Origin of the sequence: Paenibacillus thiaminolyticus, from assembly GCF_007066085.1 — a bacterium.
GTDB classification, from domain to species: Bacteria; Bacillota; Bacilli; order Paenibacillales; family Paenibacillaceae; genus Paenibacillus_B; species Paenibacillus_B thiaminolyticus.
Map to the genome: position 1 here is coordinate 2,213,921 of NZ_CP041405.1, position 18,940 is coordinate 2,232,860.

Annotated in this window: 14 protein-coding genes; 9 read left to right on the top strand and 5 right to left on the bottom strand. The window is 59.3% G+C overall.

Annotated features, from left to right (window positions below):
• Positions 1–272 precede the first annotated feature (272 nt).
• Genes FLT43_RS09995 through FLT43_RS30995 form a run of 3 tightly spaced genes read left to right on the top strand, consistent with a single transcriptional unit; the run spans position 273 to position 2,860 of the window.
• The gene (locus tag FLT43_RS09995) at positions 273–536 is read left to right on the top strand and encodes a FeoA family protein (protein ID WP_087445031.1); all 264 of its coding nucleotides are present in this window, start codon (positions 273–275) and stop codon (positions 534–536) included.
• Positions 533–2,662: a ferrous iron transport protein B gene (feoB, locus tag FLT43_RS10000; RefSeq protein ID WP_087445030.1), complete on the top strand. Its 2,130-nt coding sequence runs from the start codon at positions 533–535 to the stop codon at positions 2,660–2,662. The genes FLT43_RS09995 and feoB overlap by 4 nt, the downstream gene beginning before the upstream one ends.
• Positions 2,663–2,677: 15 nt before the next feature.
• Positions 2,678–2,860, top strand: a complete 183-nt coding sequence (locus FLT43_RS30995) for a FeoB-associated Cys-rich membrane protein (RefSeq protein ID WP_087445029.1) — start codon at positions 2,678–2,680, stop codon at positions 2,858–2,860.
• A gap of 120 nt (positions 2,861–2,980) precedes the next feature.
• On the opposite strand, the gene FLT43_RS10010 is transcribed toward FLT43_RS30995, so the two are convergent.
• Positions 2,981–3,871, bottom strand: coding sequence for a LysR family transcriptional regulator (locus FLT43_RS10010; RefSeq protein ID WP_087445028.1), 891 nt, complete (start codon positions 3,869–3,871; stop codon positions 2,981–2,983).
• Positions 3,872–4,023: 152 nt separating this feature from the next.
• Between FLT43_RS10010 and FLT43_RS10015 the strand changes: the two genes are divergently transcribed.
• Positions 4,024–5,028, top strand: a complete 1,005-nt coding sequence (locus tag FLT43_RS10015; protein ID WP_087445027.1) for a DMT family transporter — start codon at positions 4,024–4,026, stop codon at positions 5,026–5,028.
• A 919-nt stretch (positions 5,029–5,947) separates the two neighbouring features.
• Here FLT43_RS10015 and FLT43_RS10020 read toward each other — a convergent pair.
• From FLT43_RS10020 to FLT43_RS10030, 3 genes are all read right to left on the bottom strand, one after another.
• The gene (locus FLT43_RS10020) at positions 5,948–7,459 is read right to left on the bottom strand and encodes a leucyl aminopeptidase (RefSeq protein ID WP_087445026.1); all 1,512 of its coding nucleotides are present in this window, start codon (positions 7,457–7,459) and stop codon (positions 5,948–5,950) included.
• Between the two features lie 136 nt (positions 7,460–7,595).
• The gene (locus FLT43_RS10025; RefSeq protein ID WP_373994961.1) at positions 7,596–8,756 is read right to left on the bottom strand and encodes an ATP-binding protein; all 1,161 of its coding nucleotides are present in this window, start codon (positions 8,754–8,756) and stop codon (positions 7,596–7,598) included.
• Positions 8,757–9,315: 559 nt separating this feature from the next.
• Positions 9,316–9,720 (bottom strand): hypothetical protein, encoded by a 405-nt coding sequence (locus tag FLT43_RS10030; RefSeq protein WP_087445025.1) that lies wholly within the window; start codon positions 9,718–9,720, stop codon positions 9,316–9,318.
• Positions 9,721–9,931: 211 nt separating this feature from the next.
• Between FLT43_RS10030 and FLT43_RS10035 the strand changes: the two genes are divergently transcribed.
• The 5 genes from FLT43_RS10035 (at position 9,932) to FLT43_RS10055 (ending at position 18,231) form a co-directional block, all read left to right on the top strand.
• On the top strand, positions 9,932–10,177 hold the full coding sequence (locus FLT43_RS10035) for a KTSC domain-containing protein (RefSeq protein ID WP_087445024.1): 246 nt from the start codon (positions 9,932–9,934) through the stop codon (positions 10,175–10,177).
• Between the two features lie 228 nt (positions 10,178–10,405).
• A complete protein-coding gene (locus FLT43_RS10040; protein ID WP_255321576.1) occupies positions 10,406–10,891 on the top strand; it encodes a DUF4912 domain-containing protein in 486 nt (161 codons plus the stop codon).
• Positions 10,888–13,803 carry a 1,4-alpha-glucan branching protein domain-containing protein gene (locus tag FLT43_RS10045; RefSeq protein ID WP_087445022.1) on the top strand — a complete coding sequence of 972 codons (2,916 nt, stop codon included), beginning with the start codon at positions 10,888–10,890 and terminating at the stop codon, positions 13,801–13,803. Before FLT43_RS10040 ends, FLT43_RS10045 begins: the two co-directional genes overlap by 4 nt.
• Positions 13,803–16,235 (top strand): sugar phosphate nucleotidyltransferase, encoded by a 2,433-nt coding sequence (locus tag FLT43_RS10050; protein ID WP_087445021.1) that lies wholly within the window; start codon positions 13,803–13,805, stop codon positions 16,233–16,235. Before FLT43_RS10045 ends, FLT43_RS10050 begins: the two co-directional genes overlap by 1 nt.
• A 4-nt stretch (positions 16,236–16,239) precedes the next feature.
• Entirely contained in the window at positions 16,240–18,231 is a 1,992-nt protein-coding gene (locus tag FLT43_RS10055) for a glycoside hydrolase family 15 protein (RefSeq protein WP_087445020.1), read from the top strand.
• A gap of 121 nt (positions 18,232–18,352) precedes the next feature.
• Here the strand turns inward: FLT43_RS10055 and FLT43_RS10060 are convergent, their stop codons facing one another.
• Positions 18,353–18,883, bottom strand: coding sequence for a GNAT family N-acetyltransferase (locus FLT43_RS10060; protein WP_087445019.1), 531 nt, complete (start codon positions 18,881–18,883; stop codon positions 18,353–18,355).
• Positions 18,884–18,940 lie beyond the last annotated feature (57 nt).

The following is an 18,940-nucleotide window of genomic DNA, read 5'->3' on the forward strand; positions in this document are numbered from 1 at the left end:
TTGCTTGAATTCGAACCGGCAGCACAGTGTAAATAAGACTGCATGAGAGCTGAAAATTGTTTCCAGAGGAAAACATACATCGTTAAACTACGCTTTCTGCGAGTAGGTGCAAAAATTCAATGCGAGGTTATTTCCCGTAATAAAAGTGATCAAAATCACTGTAACCCGGACTTCTCTATGATAGAATCCGATCACCAATTGATAAAGATTATCACTACCATTTGTTGACTGATATTTATCATATTCCGCGCAGAGAAAGAAGGATGAACACGATGGGCCGTCATATTCCCCGTCCTGCTCTAATAACCACCCCATTATGCGAACTTAAGCCTGGCCAGACAGGCTGTGTGTGCGATCTGTCCGAAGCCAATCCTGCCGTATGCCGGCGCTTGATGGAGCTCGGAGTCGAGGAAGGCACGCATGTGCAGGTAATGCATGCCGGCCTGCTCGGCGGACCGCTTACGCTCGAGGCGAATGGCCAACTGATCGGCATTCGCCGCAGCGAGGCCCGTCATATCGGGGTGAATGCGGTATGAGCGCACAGATAACCGCGCTGGTCGGCAATCCGAACACCGGGAAGACTTCCTTGTTCAATGCCCTTACCCGCTCTTACGAATATGTTGGCAACTGGACAGGCGTAACGGTGGAGAAAAAAGTGGGGCGGCTGCATCGTCAAGCAGGCGCCCTGATTGATCTGCCGGGCATCTACTCGCTTCATCCGATGTCAAGAGATGAGAGCGTCGCCGTACAGTATTTGTTGGACGAGCTTCCGAACGCCATTGTCAATGTCGTGGACGCCTCTCAATTGGAGCGCAATCTCATGCTGACTGTGCAGCTGCTCGAGTATGGCGTGCCTGTATATGTCGCCCTCAACATGACGGATGTCGCTGCCGGAAGAGGCATTCATATCGATCCGGCGAAGCTGTCCTCCGCGCTCGGCGTCCCGGTCATTCCGGTGAATGCCCGCAAGAAGCAGGGCATCGCCAGCATTTTGGAACGCCTGCAGACGCAAGCCGCCGAGGGCATACCCCTACAGGATTCGGCTCGCAGGGGCGCATCCGGAGGAGGATCAGCATCAGCGCTTGAGGATGCAGACTCAGCATCACCGCTTGGACATGAAGGCGCACGCCGCAGCCCGCTCATGCTGAATTACGGAAGCGAGGTGGAGCAGGCGATCGAGCGCATCGCCGCGCTTCTTCCCGGCGATGACACGGTGCCGGTACGATGGACGGCGCTGCAATACATCGAGCAGAACGAGACGGTCCGCCAAGCTGTCCAAGCGCGTATTAGTGCAGAGCAAGCCCGCCAGATTGGGCGGATTATCGAAGAGGCTGAGCAGCGCCTGTGGGACAGCGGGGCCGCGCTGCATCTTCCGCAGCGGCTGCGCAGCATCCGGATGGAATTCATCCGTCAGGTTATCGCTTCGTCCGTCCATGCGGAGCAGCGGCAGGCACGCACGATGACAGAGCGCCTCGATAATATCGTGACGAATCGATGGCTCGGCATTCCGATATTTATCCTTATTATGTTTCTTACCTTCAAAGTCACCTTCGACTGGCTCGGCACGCCGTTATCGGACGCGCTGGACGCGTTCTTCTCCGGCCCGCTGACGGAAGGAGCAGCAGCGCTGCTGGATGCGGCAGGAGCCTCCTCTTTCACGCATGCGCTGCTGGAGGAAGGCATTATCGCCGGGGTCGGAGGCGTGCTGGTGTTCGTGCCGCAAATCTTTTTGCTGTTCCTTTTCATCTCGTTTATTGAAGATTCCGGTTATATGGCCCGTGTCACCGTCGTGATGGACCGGCTGATGGAAGCCGTCGGCCTGAACGGCAAGGCGTTCATTCCGTTCGTCATCGGCTTCGGCTGCAACGTGCCGGGCATCATGGCGGCCCGCACCATCGAACAGCCGCGGGAGCGTCTGGTCACGACGCTGCTCGTCCCGCTCATGTCCTGCTCCGCCCGGCTGTCGGTATATGCATTGTTCGCCGGCGTATTCTTCCAGTCGCATCAGGCGATCGTCGTCCTCAGCCTGTACTTGCTCAGCATCGTGCTGTCGCTGCTGCTGGCCAAGCTGTTCACGAAGCGCTTAATGAAGGAAGAGCACAGCATCTTCGTCGTCGAGCTGCCGCCTTACCGGATGCCGCAATGGCAGACGCTGTTCCGCAGCACATGGGAGAAGGGCAAGGGCTTCGTCCGCAAAGCGGGCACGTTCATTCTGGGCGGCTCGGTCCTGATCTGGTTCCTCACCTATGCCGGCCCCGGCGGGCTCGGAGTAGAGATGGACGACAGCTATCTGGCACTGATCGGCGGCTTCCTCGCCCCGCTGCTCGCACCGCTTGGCTTCGGGACATGGCAAGCCGGGGCCGCGCTGTTGACCGGGTTCCTGGCCAAGGAAATCGTCGTGTCCACGATGAACATCATCTATCATGCGCCGGATGCGGCGATGCTGCAGGCACAAATTGCCGAAGCCTTCACGCCGTTGTCCGCTTATACGTTCTGCGTGTTCCTGCTGCTGTACGTCCCCTGTCTCGCGACGGTCGGCATCCTGCGCAAGGAGACGGCTTCGTGGCGGTGGACATGGTTCTCTATCGGATATTCGCTCGTTCTCGCCTATGCCGCGGCACTAGTTGTAACGGCAGTCGGACGTTGGCTTGGCTATATGTAAGAAAGGATGATGGTGATGCCCTGGTTCGAGATTGTCCTCGTATCCGCTATCTTCGGCTACGCCGGCTGGACGCTGATCCGGCATATCCGCAAAAGCAAGCAGGGCGCGTGCGCCTCATGCGCCCTGAATCGCTCCTGCTCATCCGGAAGCTGCGCTACCGCGCCGAAGCCGGAGCCGGAGCATAAGGTAACCGAATAGAAGCGAAGAAGGAGCGCGCCCGCAATGGGCCGCTCCTTTTTCGATTTTAAGCCGCTTCGCTTCTCCCGCACAGCCCCGGCTTCCGGCTCCGCTTCGCTGCTTGACTTGTTCATGTTCGCTTCACGCACTTCGCCGGCTTCGAATCGCCCCGATCGCTTCGATGAATCTCCGCTCCACGCTGCCCAGATAAGAGTCTCCCCGGCGGATGTAGACGACAGAGACTCTGTTGAACGGGGCCGGAATCGGAAACACGCGGAGCGAGCCGTCCGCCTCTTGCTTCTTCACAGCGGCTCGCGGCACGACGGTAATGCCGAGTCCGGCCGCCACCGTGCCGATAATCGTCTCCAGCGTACCGAATTCCATCACCTTCGTCGGCTGAATGCCTTCCTGCTGCAGCCATCGTTCGAGCTGCGCCCGGTAGCCGCAGCCGCGCCGGAATACAAGCAGCGGCAGATGCAGCAGCTCCCGGAACGGAAGCGGCTTGCCGGGCTTGTGTTCCCATGCGTCCGGTCCGCAGACGAGCACCAGTTCCTCCTCGAAGACCGGAATCGTCTCGATATTGGCTGCGCTCACCGGCCCGGAGACGAACGCGCCGTCCAAATTATAATCAAGCACCTCTTCGGTCAGCTTCTCGGTCACTCCCGTCACGAGAGAGATATCGACCTTCGGATGGTTGCGGTAGAACAGGCTGAGAATATCCGGCAGCCCGACGACCGTCTCGATCGAGCCGATAAGCAGAGAACCGGCCGGATCGTCAGGATCCTGGAACGCCTTCTTCATCTCCGCCATCAGCAAGGCCATGCGCTCCGCATAATGGAGCAGCTTCCGCCCCTCCGCATTCAATGTCATGCCCCGCCGGTGGCGATGGAACAGCGGATATCCGATCTCCTGCTCCATCAGGCGAATGCGGGCGGTTACATTGGACTGGACGTATCCCATCTCCTCCGCTGCCCGGCTGACGCTCCCATGCTCGACGACGGCCAAGAAAATGTGTAAATCGCTTACTTCCATCGTTGGCTTGTCCCTCCGCTCCGCGCTGTACTAGGTATCATTATTAGTGATATCTTAAATCACTTTCAATTGTTTTACAAGATATCTGAACCGAACTATGATGTAGGTTAGCTGCTTTAATTAGGATAGTGCATACAGGAGTGAGTAACATCATGAGCAAGTCCCGTTTCTGGAAAGGTGCTTTATTTTGTTTGTTTTCCGCAATCGCTTGGGGAGCGATGTTCCCTGTGGCCGAGAGTGCGCTGCATCATATCGATCCGTTCTGGTTCTCCGGCATACGCTACAGCGCCGTCACCGTGCTGCTCGTTCTGCTGCTTGCCTGGAAGGAAGGCAGACAGGCATTCCGGACCGAAGGCCATGGCATGAAGCTGTGGGGATTGGGAACACTCGCTTTTATGGTATATAACTTTGGCGTTTTCTGGGGCCAGCATCAATTGGGCAAATCCGGCGTGTTGCTGGCGTCCATCATGGAATCGTTCATGCCGATGCTCGCCGTGCTGCTCGTCTGGTCGCTGACCCGCAAGCGTCCGAATATCCGGACCTTGGGCTGCGTAGCCGTCGCCTTCATCGGCGTGTTGTTCGTCGTCACGAAGGGCGATTTCACCGCCTTCGCGAACGGCGGCCTGAAGCTGCTCCCCCTCCTCTCGGTATTCGCCGGCGTCATCGGATGGGTTGTCTTCACCGTGGGCAGCGGCCAATTCTCCGGCTGGTCGGCGCTTCGCTTCTCTACGCTGACCTGCATCTACGGGGGAGCGACCACGATGGCCGCCGTCCTCGCCCTGACCCTTCTCGGCATCCTCGATGTCCCGGAAGCAACCCAGGTGGTCCGGATCGTCCCGGAAATGCTGTTCATGATCGTCGTGGCGGGTCTGATGGCCCTGCTGAGCTGGATACAGGGCATTCAACAGCTCAATTCGGTGAACGGCATGCTGTTCATTAACTTCGTGCCTGCGACGACCTTCATCATCTCGGTCATCCAGGGCTATACGGTCTCCGCAGCCGAGATTATCGGCTCGCTCCTTATCGTCGGCGCGCTGATCGCCAACAATCTGATTACGCGGCGGGAAGCGGCCCTGGAAGCGCGCAAGCCAGCAGCCCCGCGGCCGTCGCCAGCGCGCCGGCCCGCCAAGAAGCAATCACATGCGCCAGCAGGATAGCACACTTTTCACAACATATAACCCCTATTGGAAAAGGGAGAGACGCCAAATGCGCCTCTCCCTTTTCTCTTGGCGCAACATAATTCGCCGCTCATTCAATGCTTCATTGTGCAAGTCAGTAGTTGTCCAATGCTGTATATCACATTTCAGTACTCATCCAATGCTGCATATCACAATATCAGACTCATCCAATACTGCATAATCACAACATCAGACTCTTCCAATACTGCATATATGCAGTATCTGCTCTCACCACTCTATCCGAAAAAAGAGTTCCTGCAAATGCGCATCAATTTTCCCATTACGACTTCGATCCGAGGCTAGAGAGGCGAAAAAGATGCACTTTTGCAGCAATTTCATCATATTTAGCTAAAAACAAGGAAAAAAGCTGTATTTTTGCAGGAGTTTCTAGCAATCATCGCGTCATAAGGCGGAAATCTTGTTAACTACTTGCAATCACCCCCGACTCCATCACCTCGAGCCGCACTCGCCCCCAACTCGCCCTGTCCCCCACCTCCTGGCCTCGTACTCGATCCGCATCCACAAGGAGACCCCCTATTCGCCCCACACCCGTACCGCATCCGCCACAAGACCAACTATTCGCCACACACCCGTACCGCATCCGCCACGAGACCACTATTCGCCACACACCCGTACCGCATCCGCCACGAGACCACTATTCGCCGCGCACCCGTACCGCATCCGCCACGAGACCAACTATTCGCCTCGCACCCGAACCGAGTCCGCAGGGGGAACACTCATCGCCTCGCATTCGTTCCGGAACTGCAAAGAGACAAAAATCGCCCCGCCTTCCCCGATACTCGACCCGCCCAAAGGCACAAAAATAGCCGAGGCCGACTCTACGCCGGCCCCGGCTATTCCCCGGTTATTCTAGGATGTCATGTCGAACGGCAGACGATTACGCCTCCGACAATACGTATTCGGTAATGGTACGAACCATGACCCCGGTAGCGCCCTTCGGATCGACCCCGCGGCCGCTGCTCAGGAAGGCGGTGCCCGCAATATCGAGGTGAATCCAAGGCAGGCCGTCCGCGAACGTGCCGACGAACAATCCGCCCGTAATCGTGCCTGCCCCGCCTGGAATGGCGTTGCGCACGTCAGCTACGTCGCTCTTCAGCATATCCCAATATTCCTGGTGGGACGGAAGCTGCCAGACGTATTCGTTCGTGCGCGCCGCCGCTTCCTGGAAGCGGGCGAAGAAGGCGTCGTCGTTCGTGACGACTCCCGTCGAGATGCTGCCGAGCGCCACGCCTACGGCCCCCGTCAAGGTCGCCGCATCGATAATCTTGCTCGCGCCGAGCTCCTTCGCATAGGTCATTCCGTCCGCCAGCACCAGACGTCCTTCCGCATCCGTATTCAACACTTCAATCGTACGTCCGCTGTAGGACGTGAGGACATCCCCCGGCTTCAAGGCGTTGCCTGCCGGCATATTTTCGGCCGATGCGACGACGCAGACCACGTTCACCTGCGGCTTCAGACGGCCGATAGCCGCCATCGCGCCCAATACGGCCGCAGAGCCGCCCATGTCGCAGATCATCTCGTCCATATTGCCGGCGCGCTTCAGCGAGATGCCGCCGGTGTCGAAGGTAATCCCTTTGCCGACGAGACCGCACACATCCGTCCCTTCCGGCTTGCCCTGGTATTTCAAGGCGATCATGCGCGGCGGGTTGGACGAGCCTTTGCCTACGCCCAGCAGGGCGCCCATGCCCTTCGCCTCGATCTCCTTCTCGTCCAGCACATGCGCCTCGAAGCCGAACTGCTTCGCCAGCTCCATCGCTGTCTCCGCGAGGCGGCTAGGATACAGCACATTGCCAGGCAGATTCGTCAGATCGCGCGCAAAGGCCGTTCCAAAGGCATAGGCTTGTCCGCGAACCGCGCCTTCGTTCCATGCCTTCTCATCAAGACCTTCTCCGGCCAACGTCACTGCTTCAACGCAGTGAATTGGCTTTGCGTCTTTCTTGTACGTGACACGCTGGTATGCTCCGAGCAAGAAGCCTTCCACCATGACATGCGCCATCGCAGCCGCCTCTTCGCCGGCTGCCTTCTTCAGCTCATCCGGCACGATAACCGTGACGCGGGACAGCTTCAGCTTGACCGCTTCGCGCGCAGCCTCCGCGAGCATCAGACGTACTTGCTTCGTCGCAAGCGCCTCATCCTTGCGGCCGACCGCGATCAGGACGGGAGCCTTCACTTGTCCTGTCGCCGTGACATACGTCTTGCAGCAGCCTGCCTCGAACAGCCCGGCCTTCACCGCTGCCTGACAAGCCTCCGCTCCCGGGAACCCGGAAGCTTGCTCCAGTTCGGAGCGGGATCCAATGACGACGATGCCGTCCGCTTCAATGTCGCTTGCAGCCTTCGCTGCCGTCTGAATGGTAACCTTGTCCAGCCAAGCTACATTCGATAAGTTCACGTATGTATCATCCCTTTTACTAATAATGAAGTGCCCATCGTATCCATACTATCATATCTTCGGTGATTCGGGCACGGCCACGGACGCTTTTCTGTCAAAAATTGTACCGGTGCCGCAGCAGATCTGACTCGGGTGATTACGATGTGACCAAAGGAAGCTTGATAACGAATTCCGTCCATTCTTCCACCTTACTGTCTACGTCAATGATCCCTCCATGATTTTTAATAATGCGGTAACTGACCGACAATCCCAAGCCGGTGCCCTCCGCTTTCGTCGTGAAGAAGGGGTCAAATAAATGCTCCAGCGTCTTCTGCTCCATGCCGATTCCATTGTCCCGTATCCGGATGGCGACATACCTGCCTTCCTTCTCCGATGTGATGCGAATCCGGCCCTGGCGGACTTCCTTCACATGTCCGATCGCTTCAATCGAATTGCGGATAATATTTAAAATGACCTGCTTAATCTGCTTCACGTCAATCGACACGCAGTGCGTATCGCCGTGAAGATCCTCTTCCAGCTCGATTTCGCAGCCTTTCATTAACGCTTCGCTTTCGGTAAGGAGTACGACTTCGCGGAGCAGGGAGGAGATGGGAATCTCTGAGGTCATTGGGGCGGATGGTTTGGATGAATTCAGAAATTCAAAAATGATGTCATTCGCGCGGTCAATCTCCGCGAGGATGATTCGTGCATACTCTTCCTTGCCCAGATGCATCAGATGCGGGCGCAGCAACTGGATAAATCCTCGAATCGACGTGAGCGGATTCCGTATCTCGTGCGCGATGGCGGCCGCAATCTTGCCCAGTATCGCCAGCTTGTCATTCTGGTACGCCGTCTGCTCAATCCGCTTGAAATCCGATACATCCTTGATGCTGAATAAAAAATCGCCGTCCATTTGATCCCCGTAAGTAACGGTAATTAAGTAATGCCTGTCGTTCCGGTCAGAGAATTCATGATAGCGCTTTCTCGTCAAAATAGTATCTTTGTACAACCGCAATATTTTTTTACGCTTGTCCTGTTTGAGCAGAGGATGGAACAGTAACTCCCGCAGACTGCAGCCAATGAGCGCCTTGCGGGGAATATCGAGCAGCTTGGCGGCCTCCACATTGATAAACGAAAGAACGCCGCTGCTATCGAACAATACAATGCCGCTATCCATTTGCTGAAGCACACTTTCATATTTATTGCGCGCCATCTGGGTGGAGTACAATGCCTGTGCGGACCGAAACCAAGGTTCGCGAATCGGGTCTAGTACCAATGTGATCCCCTCCTTGCTTCCCTGTTCTGCCTTATTAGCCATAATCCATTCCATGAAATACAGAAACGAACGATGCAACATTTTCATGGCCTCATCCGTCTCAACATGGGACAGCACGGTAAACATAGCTTCCTCGTGGAAGCTCCATACAATCTCCGGATTCAGCGGAGCGGCACGTGCAGTCTCGCGTGCAAGGTTCAACTCCCTTATTCCGCCGTACAACATATAACGCCTGAGTCCTTTGACATATCGAAGCTTCCATTCCGACCGTTTACACTCTTCCTGTGCGCTTATCGAATTCATGCGGGACTCACCTCATCTACGGCAACCAGTTCCGTTCGGCAAGACCAATTCCAACAGTTCCATCATAGTAAACTTTTGGCAAAAACGTCAACCCTAGATAATGTCGAAAATGTACAAAAAAACTCGTATCCCATAAAAGTAACTTAAAGGATGTGCAACCACAGCCCCATACTAAAAAAGGCGACCCGGCCATGTATCGATGCCCCGTCATCGCAGCTGTTCCTGCGACGGTCCCATACGACCGCGTGTCGCCCTTTCCTTATGTCGAACTCCTCCATTAGACTGGCTCCTATCCTCTCTACTGCTTCATGAGCTGCGCCTTGCGCCGGCTCATCAGAGCGAGTCGCCGCTTCAGCTGCGATTCCCATTGCGTATCCTTCCACTGCTTGGCCAATGCCAGCAGATCGAGCGCATTATCGATTTGGTTGCGGACCAGCTCAAGCGGATCATCATTCTCATGATTAATGCAGTTCTCGAAAAGCTGACTGTCGTCCGTGGTAACGTAATCCTTGAAGTTCACCTCCTCTGCCCCATCGCTTTGAGCATACTCCGCCAAAATTTCATACTCATTTTCCACGAGAAAATGCACCTCGATACGGTGGCACACCGGACACAGCAACAGGGGAACATTTTGTATGCGAGTGCGGTAATGCTGAAGCGTGCCCTTCGTTCCGATCATGCTTGCTCCACAACAGAAACTCATGTTCTCCCTCCTCGGCATGAATACAAGGCTTCTGCATACGGCCGTCTCTCCGTCGTCTTGTTATTTTATTCGATACGGAAGCCGTTAATTCCTTCAACAACAGCTAAGTTCCTCCTAACGTCCCACGTCCCTCTCACGCCTGTCACGTCTAATCCTGCGCTCTGCCGGCATATAGATGTGACATTAACGATCTTCAAAGGGAGGTTCGTCGATGAAGCCTAACATGCTGTTCATCGGCTCGAAGCAGATTGACTATGTCCAGTATGACGAAGCAAGCGGGCAGCTCTATATTCATTACGCAACCGGACGGACGGATGCCTATTGCTCCGTCTCCCCGCATTGGTATGAGCAGCTGCTCCATTCTGAGAATCGTTATGACGATGTCGTTCAGTTGACGGCTCGCTCACGCTCGGAATCAAATGATCAAAGAGCCGTGTCTGTCGATAGGCGCAGCTGATCAAATTAGAGCCCTTCATGTATGTATACCTGTTCGCCGCGGAAATGAAACACGGGTTTATCGCCTTTCAATTTGGAATATTCTGGTTTGCAGTCGGATAGTATTAGGTGTAGTTCGATTTCGTTCGTTTGCACACCCCCATATACCTGAAAGGAGGACCCTCTTATTTCTATCCGCAATGAACTGTTCCCTTCCAACCGCGAATCCATCCGCGAACGACCGTCCGCCATTCACCTAATGGTGAAGAACCCGGACACCCTGTTCGCATACTGGCATATCTCCCCGCGCAGACGTGCTGCCGCGGAACGGCATTACGGCCGCCCCTGGAGCACGATGACGAAGAACATCCGTCTGTACGCCGCGCCGCATCCTGGACGGCTGCAGTCCGGGGACGGAGATGCGCCGCTTCCTTATCACGATTGCCGCGATTCCAGAATCCAAGGGGATGAAGCGGCTTCGGCATATCTTCGTCCTGTGCTGCCCGGAGGAGCCCATACGGCCGATTTCGGCATTCTGGATGACGACTCCCAATTCGTCCCGCTTGTCCGTTCTTCCATTGTATGCATCCCTATGTCCGCACATGCATCTGCCCATTCGGTCCGGCTCCATTCCGCTTCATCCGGAATCATGCCGCCCAAGTCCGAGACCGGCACTTTATTCGAGCAATTTTCCGTATATACGCTATATTCCAAGCATGAAGGAGTCCACGCATGATCACAACAGTTCCGCATTGCAAGCGTACCTCCCCCGCAAGTACGGGGCAGATCGCTCTTCTTCTCCATGCCCATCTGCCCTATGTGCGCCATCCCGACCGCAGGGGCACGCTGGAGGAGCGGTGGTACTTCGAAGCCGTGATGGAGACGTATCTTCCGCTGCTGGATCGGTTCCGGCAGCTTGAGCGGGACGGCATCCCGTTCCGGTTGACGATCTCGCTCTCCCCTGCCCTGCTCGCCATGATGGACGACCGCCGGCTTCACGAACGGTTCGAAGCGCATCTGGCTCAATCCATCCGCCTCGCCTCCTCCGAGCTCGAGCGGCTGGCGGCGGAGGGCGCGCTGCGGGAAGCCGCCGCCATGTATCTGGAGCGCTGGCGGCGGTACCAAGCGCTGTACCGGGATTGGGGCGGGCGTCTCATCGACGGCTTCCGCCATTATATGGAGCGTGGCCATCTGGAGTGCATCACCAGTGCCGCGACCCACGCTTTCCTGCCTTACGTGAAGCAGGAGAAGCTGGTGCGCGCCCAGTTGGAGGCCGGGCTGCAGGAGGCGGAGCGACATCTCTGCCGGCGCCCGGCGGGGCTGTGGCTGCCCGAGTGCGCCTATTCGCCCGCCCTCGCGCCGCAGCTGCAGGCCTGCGGCATTCGTTACGTCGCCGTCGCGTACGACACCTGGACGAAGGCGCACCCGGCTCCGTCGTCCCTGCCGCACGCCCCTGTCATGACGACAGGAGGCATCGCGGCGTTCGCCGGGGATCCGGAGTCGTCCCGCCAAGTGTGGAGCAGCCGCGAGGGCTATCCCGGAGATGCCGACTACCGGGAATATTACCGGGATATCGGCTTCGATCTCGGCTGGCATGACGAAGCGGAATGGAACTATATCCGCCCTTATCTGCTGGAGGACGGCAGCCGGCTCAATACCGGGCTCAAATATTACCGCATTACCGGAGCGCAGGCGGCGAAGGCTCCGTACTGTCCGGAGCGGGCGCTCGCCAAGGCCCGGGAGCATGCCCGGCATTTCCTCGACTGCCGGGAACGGCAGCTCCAGGAGGCCCGGGCTAACATGGACCGCCTCCCCGTCGCGGTCTGCCCTTACGATGCGGAGCTGTTCGGCCATTGGTGGTACGAAGGGCCGCTCTGGCTTGAGGCGCTCTTCCGGGAGCTGCATGAACGGCAGTCAAGCCAGGCAAGCGGCCTCGCCTTCGTCACGCTTGGGGAGGCTCTCGCCGAAGCGGATCTGCCGACGTCGCCCGAGGCCGAGCTTCCGTTCGGGAGCTGGGGCCGCGGAGGGTACGGCGAAGTCTGGCTGCAGGAGCGCAACGATTGGATCTATCCGCTGCTGCATGAAGCGGAGGACCGATTGGTCCAGGCCGCGGAACGGCTGCGCAAGCAGGCCGACCCGGGTCCAGTGCTGGACGGCATGATGAACCGGGCGCTGAAGGAGTGGATGCTTGCCGCGAGCAGCGACTGGGCTTTCATCATGGATGCCGGCACCGTGGTGGAATATGCGGCAGCACGGACACGGGAGCATCTGCGCCGCTGCCGGATTATGCTGGACGGCGTCATGGCGGGACAGGAAGAAAAGGAGCTGTTCCGGCAATGGGAAGCGGAATATCCCTGCTTCCCCGCCCTCGATTATCGGACGCTGCTCGGTGAAGATGAAGGGGGGAGCGCCCTTGAGCAACGCTTCGTCCCGATGGACGCCCCGGAACCGGCTGCCCGGGTGCTGATGCTCGCCTGGGAATTCCCGCCGCTCGTCGTCGGCGGACTGTCGCGCGCTGTCTACGACCTGTCGCGGCATCTCGCGCGCGGGAATTGCGAGGTGCACATCCTGACCCGCGATGTCCCCGGGTCTCCGGCGTACGAACAGATGGACGGCGTCCATGTCCACCGCGCAGCGATGCTCGCCCCGTTAACTCCTCCCGCCTTCATGGATTGGGTCTTCCAGATGAACGCCGCCCTGAGCGACGGCGCGGATGCGCTCGTGGGGGAAGGCTTGCGCTTCGATTATATGCATGCGCATGACTGGCTCGTCTATCCAGCGGCACACGATCTGAAGGAGACATACGGCTGGCCGCTCATCAGCACGATTCACGCGACGGAATACGGGCGCAACCATGGGCGGATTGAGAGCGGGCTGCAGCGCCGGATTCACGGCATGGAGCAGCGGCTCGCCGCCGAATCGGATCATGTCATCGTGTGCAGTTCGGCGATGCAGGACGAGGTGCAGCGGATCTTCGATCTTCCGCGCAGCCGCATCTCGAAGATTCCGAACGGAGTCGCCATGGCAGAGGAGGGCGGCGAAGCGCCGGCAAGACAGTTGAAGCGGACGGCGGCAGTACATTCTGCCCAAGAGCCGGAAGCATACGGGCCGATGCTGTTCTATGTCGGCAGGCTCGTGTACGAGAAGGGCATCCATGTGCTGATCGATGCCATGCCGCAGATTCGGCAAGCCGTGCCCGGCGCGAAGCTCCTCATCGCGGGAACGGGACCGATGAAGCGAGAGCTGGCCGCCCGGATCGAGGCTCGCGGGCTCGCGGGGCAGGCCCGGCTGCTCGGCTTCGTGAACGATGAGACGCGCGACGCATACATACAGGCAGCCCGTGTCTGCGTATTCCCCAGCCTGTACGAACCGTTCGGCATCGTCGCCCTGGAAGCGATGCGCTTCGGCACCCCTGTCGTCGTCTCCGACACCGGCGGGCTCGCCGAGATCATCCGCCACGGGATCGACGGCTACAAGGCGCTGCCCGGGCATGTCGAATCCTTGGCCTGGCATGTGACCGATCTGCTGCTTCACCCGGAACGGGCCTCCCGCATGGCCGCGGAAGCCGTCCGCACCGTGCGCCGGCAGTACGACTGGCGCGCCATCGCCGCATCGACGAGAGAAGTATATGAAGGAGTGAGTCCCTGATGAAAGCCGTAATTATGGCCGGCGGCAAAGGTACCCGGCTGCGCCCGCTCACGCTGCATACCCCGAAACCGATGGTTCCGCTGTTGAACCGGCCGTGCATGGAATATGCACTGGATCTGCTGCGGAGCTGCGACATTTACGAGATCGGCGTAACCGTGCAGTATCTTCCCGAGGTCATTCGCAATTATTTCGGCGACGGGTCTGACTTCGGCGTGAAGCTTCATTACTTCGAAGAGGAGAGCCCGCTCGGGACCGCCGGCAGCGTCAAGCATGCCGCCTCCTTCCTCGACGAGACGTTCCTGGTCATCAGCGGGGACGCGCTGACCGACTTCAATCTGCGCGACGCGATCGAGTTCCATCGGCAGAAGCAGGCGATCGCCACGATGGTGATGGCGCGCGTCGCCTCTCCGCTCGAATACGGCGTCGTCATGACCGATGGCGACGGGAGGGTGACCCGCTTCCTGGAGAAGCCGGGCTGGAGCGAGGTATTCAGCGATACGGTCAATACGGGCATTTATATTATGGAGCCGGAACTGCTAGAGCGAGTACCGGACGGCGTCAGCTACGACTTCAGTCTCCAGCTCTTCCCGCAGCTGCTGGAGGAAGGGCTCCCCCTCTACGGCTATGCGGCGGAAGGCTACTGGTCCGACATCGGAACGCTTCAGCAGTACCGCCAGACGCAATACGACATGCTTGATCGCAAAGTCGCTGTCCGCATTCGGGCAGCCGAACCGATGCCCGGCCTGTTCGTGGAGGAAGGGGTGCGCCTGCCGTCCCGCATCCGGCTGATCGGTCCTTCCTACATCGGCGCGGGCTGCACCCTTCACCCTTCCTGCTCTATCGGCCCGTATACGATTCTCGGTGCGGGCAATGTCATCTTTCCGCACAGCGCGCTGGAGCGCAGCATCGTCTGGAACGGCTGCAGCATCGGCAGCCGCGCCGAGCTGCAGGAAGCGCTGCTGATGGATCGAACGCAGGTCGGGCAGGACGTCCGCATCCAGGAAGGAGCGGTCATCGGGAGCGGCTGCGCGCTCGGCGACAAGTCGGTCATCCGCCCGGAGGTCAAGCTGTGGCCGGGGAAGCGCGTCGATCGCCTGCGCACCGTCAACGCCTCGCTCATCTGGAGCGAGGACGCGCCGGCCTCCCTCTTCCGCGGCAGCCGCATCTGCGGCACGCCGAACGCGGATCTGACGCCCGCCTTCGCGGGAGAGCTGGCTGCCGCCTACGGCTCGGTGCTGCCGGCGGGGGCGTCCGTCGTGCTGGCCCGCGGCCCGCATGACTTCGATGCGCTGCTCCAGACGGCGTTCGCAGCCGGGCTCCGCTCTGCCGGCGTCCATGTCACCGACATCGGCGAAGTGTCGGCGGCTTGCGCCCGGTACACGGTCCGGAAGCTCGGCGCAGCCGGTGCGGTGCATATCGGACTGTGCCCTCCGGCCGCAGGGGCCGGTCCGGAGCGGGGCGCTCTCTGCTGGATGGATGCCGAGGGGCGGCCCCTCTCCAGCGCCGCCGCGCGCAAAATAGAGCAGGCCTACTTCCAGGAGGATTATGCGCGGGGCGCAGTCGATCGGCTGGGCAGATTCGAATCGTATGCCCACGCCCGGTCGGAGTATATCGCGGCGCTGCAGCGCGAGCTCGATCTGGAGCCGATCGCGGCGGCGAACTACGCCTTCGTCCTGCACGCCCCTGCTGCCCACGCGCCCGAGATCGAAGCCTGGGCGGCCATGCTCGGCGGGACCCGAATCCATCTCCGGGCGGAGACATCCAGCCCTGCCGCTGTCCTGGAGCAGGTCCGCCGTCTGGGCGCCGACTTCGGCATCGCCTGGGATGCGGACGACCGGCTGCAGGTCATCACGCCGGACGGCGGCCTGCATGAGCCGGAAGCGCTGCTTCCGCTGATGGTGCGGGCCCTGGCGCTGCGCGGCATCCGGGCTTCCCTCGGCATGCCGGTCAGCGCGCCCGCAGCCGTCGAAGCCGCGGCAGCAGGAAGTCTGCTGCAGATCGTCCGCACGAAGGAGGATCTCCACGCCCAGATGGAAGCCACCTCCGGTCTGCCCCTTCATCCGGGGGCCCATCCGCTGTATGCTGCCGGCCTGCTCATCCAATGCGCCGCCGCCGAAGGAAGGACGCTCTGCCAGCTGCAGGAGCAGCTCCCTTCGCTGTGCATGGCGAAGGAGGAGCTTCTGTGCCGCCGGGAGGAGACTGGGCCGCTGCTGCGGGGGATGACCGAATGGGTGCGGAAGGGGAAGCACCGGGCCGAATTGCTGGACGGGATCCGGCTGCAGGCCGAGGACGGATGGGTCCTGATTCTGCCCGACGCCGACGAGCCCCGCTTCCTGATCGTCGCCCAGGCGGACAGCATGGATAACGCGCGACGCCTGGCCCGGCAGTATGCCAACCGGCTGGCGAAGACACAGCTTCTCATAAGGAAGTGATACGATGCCGAGACCGCTTGTCGTAGGCAACGGCAAGTTCCTTGTCAACCTGGACGATCGTTGCTCTATCCGGGATATCTATTATCCGTATGTCGGCCAGGTCAATCATGTCGGCGGCTACCGCTGCCGCACCGGCCTATGGGTGGACGGCCGGTTCAGCTGGCTGGAGGACGCCGCCTGGCGCGTCAGGCCGGCCTATGCCGAAGACTCCCTCGTTACCGAGGTGGAGGCCTGCCATGACGGCCTCGGCTTGACGCTGCGGATCAATGATGCCGTCCACCAGCGGGAAAATATCTTTCTGCGGCGCGTTCAGTTGCGGAACGAAGCGGATAAGGCGCGGGAGATTCGAGTTTTTTTCCATCAGGATCTGGCCATTAACGAGACCGAGGTGGGAGATACCGCCGCCTTCTACCCGGATAACCGGACCTTGTTCCACTACAAAAAAAACAGCTACTTCATGTTCAACGGCTTCTCCGCCCAAGCGGAGGGAACGACAGCCGGCATATACGAATATACGACCGGGATCAAGCGGTTCCATCAGGCCGAGGGGACGTGGAAGGATGCGGAGGACGGCCATCTGATGGGCAATTCGATTGCGCAGGGCTCGGTGGACAGCACGTTCAGCCTGCGCCTGATCGTCCCGGGCGGCGAGATGCGGGAAGCCTATTACTGGTTCAGCGCCGGCAGCCGGCTGGAAGAGGTAAAGCGTCTTGACCGTTATGTGGCCGACAGCCACCCCGGGAGACTGATCGATCGGGTGCGCACCTATTGGCAACGTTGGGCGAACAAGCGGAACAAGCCGTTCGCCGATCTGGAGCCGGATCTCGTGCGGCTTTACAAGCAGAGCCTGCTGGTGGTCCGCAGCCAGACGGACGTGAACGGCGCGATTATCGCCGCCAATGATACGGACATCATGCAGTTCAACCGGGATCATTACAGCTATATGTGGCCGCGAGACGGCGCGCTGGTCGCGCAGGCGATGTCCGCCGCGGGTTATCACGGCATGATCGCTCCCTTCTTCCGCTTCTGCGCGGATGCATTGACTGAGGACGGTTATTTGCTCCATAAATATAATCCGGACGGAACGGTAGGCTCCAGCTGGCATCCGTATCTGCATGACGGTCAGGAGCAGCTGCCCATTCAGGAGGATGAGACTGCGCTCGTCCTGCATGCGCTCTGGCAAGATTATGAACTCCATGACGATATCGAATTGCCGCAATCGCTGTACCGCGCCTTCATCCGCAAGGCGGCGCGCTTCCTGCTCGAATACTGCGACGACCGCCTTGGCCTCCCCCGCCCGAGCTATGATCTGTGGGAAGAGCGGTACGGCATCTTCACCTTCACCTCCGCCGCCGTGTACGGGGGATTGACGGCGGCCGCCCGCTTCGCCGCCCTGTTCGGCGATGACGAGCGCTCGGACGCCTATGCGCGGGGGGCGGAGGAGATCAAGGCCGGGATGCTGGGTCATCTGTGGAACGAGGAACACGGCCGGTTCGCGCGCGGGCTGCATCGGGTCGACGGCCAATGGCGGCAGGATATGACGCCGGAGAGCAGCATCTTCGGCATCTACGCCTTCGGCGTGCTGCCGCCGGACGATCCGCGCGTCGCCTCGACGATGCGCTCCTTGAGAGAGGCGCTGTCGGTGCGCAGCGCCACGGGCGGAATCGCGCGCTATTGGGGCGATTACTATTTTCAGCGCTGCTCCGACATGGAGGCGGCGCCCGGCAACCCTTGGATCATCTGCACGCTCTGGTTCGCTTGCTACGACATCGCCACCGCAACCTCGCTCGAACAGCTCGTATCGGCGCGCCGTACGCTGCGCTGGGTCGCCGATCACAGCCTGCCGAGCGGTCTGCTGCCGGAACAGCTCGATCCGTACGACGGCAGCCCCGTATCAGTCGCGCCGCTTACTTGGTCGCATGCGACCTATATCGATACGGTGCTCAAATATGTGGCCAAGTACGAGCAGCTCCAAGCTTCGCAAGCTTGCTTCTGATCTAATGTTCGCACCTATGAACAAGCAGCCTGACGGCGGATTTTTGTCTCCCCGTCAGGCTGCTCTGCCAATAAGATATGCTTTTTTTCCCGTAATCTGTCCGAGGATCCCGTGCGCCGGGTCAGTCCGTGAACTCCGATTGCAGCATGCCCATATGGATAATATGATGCCACGCTCCATCGCGGAACAACGCCTCCCGGGAGACGCCTTCCCGGCGGAAGCCGATCTTCTCGTACAAGGCAACGGCTCTTGCATTGAAATCGAAGACCCGCAGCGACACGCGGTGCAGATTCAGCTCGCGGAAGGCGTAGCGCAGCAGCAACGAGAGCGCCTCGCGTCCGTACCCCTTCCCCCAATAATCCGGCTCGCCGATATCGATAATCAGCTCGGCGTTCCGGTTCTTCTCATCGATCGCGATAAGCGAAGTGATGCCGATCGGCTTGTCGTCCGCCGCATCCGCGATAATGTATGATTTGGAAGCCGAAGAGCCAAGAATGACATTTTTCACGAAGCCCGCCGTCTCCTCCTCCGTATATACGTCCATCGCCGGGTTCGTCCAGTACATCGCTTCCGGCGTATTTCTCCACTTATGATACACGCTGACGTCCTGCTCCGTCATTTTGCGGAGCTTGATTCGCTCTGTTGCAAACATGGCCGCTCTCCTCTCATTCCTCGTAAAGTACAAATAGTGCAAGCTTGCCCCTCTATT

Bases quoted from the DNA above. Each gene is read 5' to 3' on its own strand.
- FLT43_RS09995 (WP_087445031.1), top strand. From the start codon at position 273: ATGGGCCGTCATATTCCCCGTCCTGCTCTAATAACCACCCCATTATGC.
- feoB (WP_087445030.1), top strand. From the start codon at position 533: ATGAGCGCACAGATAACCGCGCTGGTCGGCAATCCGAACACCGGGAAG.
- FLT43_RS30995 (WP_087445029.1), top strand. From the start codon at position 2,678: ATGCCCTGGTTCGAGATTGTCCTCGTATCCGCTATCTTCGGCTACGCC.
- FLT43_RS10010 (WP_087445028.1), bottom strand. From the start codon at position 3,871: ATGGAAGTAAGCGATTTACACATTTTCTTGGCCGTCGTCGAGCATGGG.
- FLT43_RS10015 (WP_087445027.1), top strand. From the start codon at position 4,024: ATGAGCAAGTCCCGTTTCTGGAAAGGTGCTTTATTTTGTTTGTTTTCC.
- FLT43_RS10025 (WP_373994961.1), bottom strand. From the start codon at position 8,756: ATGGCTAATAAGGCAGAACAGGGAAGCAAGGAGGGGATCACATTGGTA.
- FLT43_RS10030 (WP_087445025.1), bottom strand. From the start codon at position 9,720: ATGAGTTTCTGTTGTGGAGCAAGCATGATCGGAACGAAGGGCACGCTT.
- FLT43_RS10035 (WP_087445024.1), top strand. From the start codon at position 9,932: ATGAAGCCTAACATGCTGTTCATCGGCTCGAAGCAGATTGACTATGTC.
- FLT43_RS10045 (WP_087445022.1), top strand. From the start codon at position 10,888: ATGATCACAACAGTTCCGCATTGCAAGCGTACCTCCCCCGCAAGTACG.
- FLT43_RS10050 (WP_087445021.1), top strand. From the start codon at position 13,803: ATGAAAGCCGTAATTATGGCCGGCGGCAAAGGTACCCGGCTGCGCCCG.
- FLT43_RS10055 (WP_087445020.1), top strand. From the start codon at position 16,240: ATGCCGAGACCGCTTGTCGTAGGCAACGGCAAGTTCCTTGTCAACCTG.
- FLT43_RS10060 (WP_087445019.1), bottom strand. From the start codon at position 18,883: ATGTTTGCAACAGAGCGAATCAAGCTCCGCAAAATGACGGAGCAGGAC.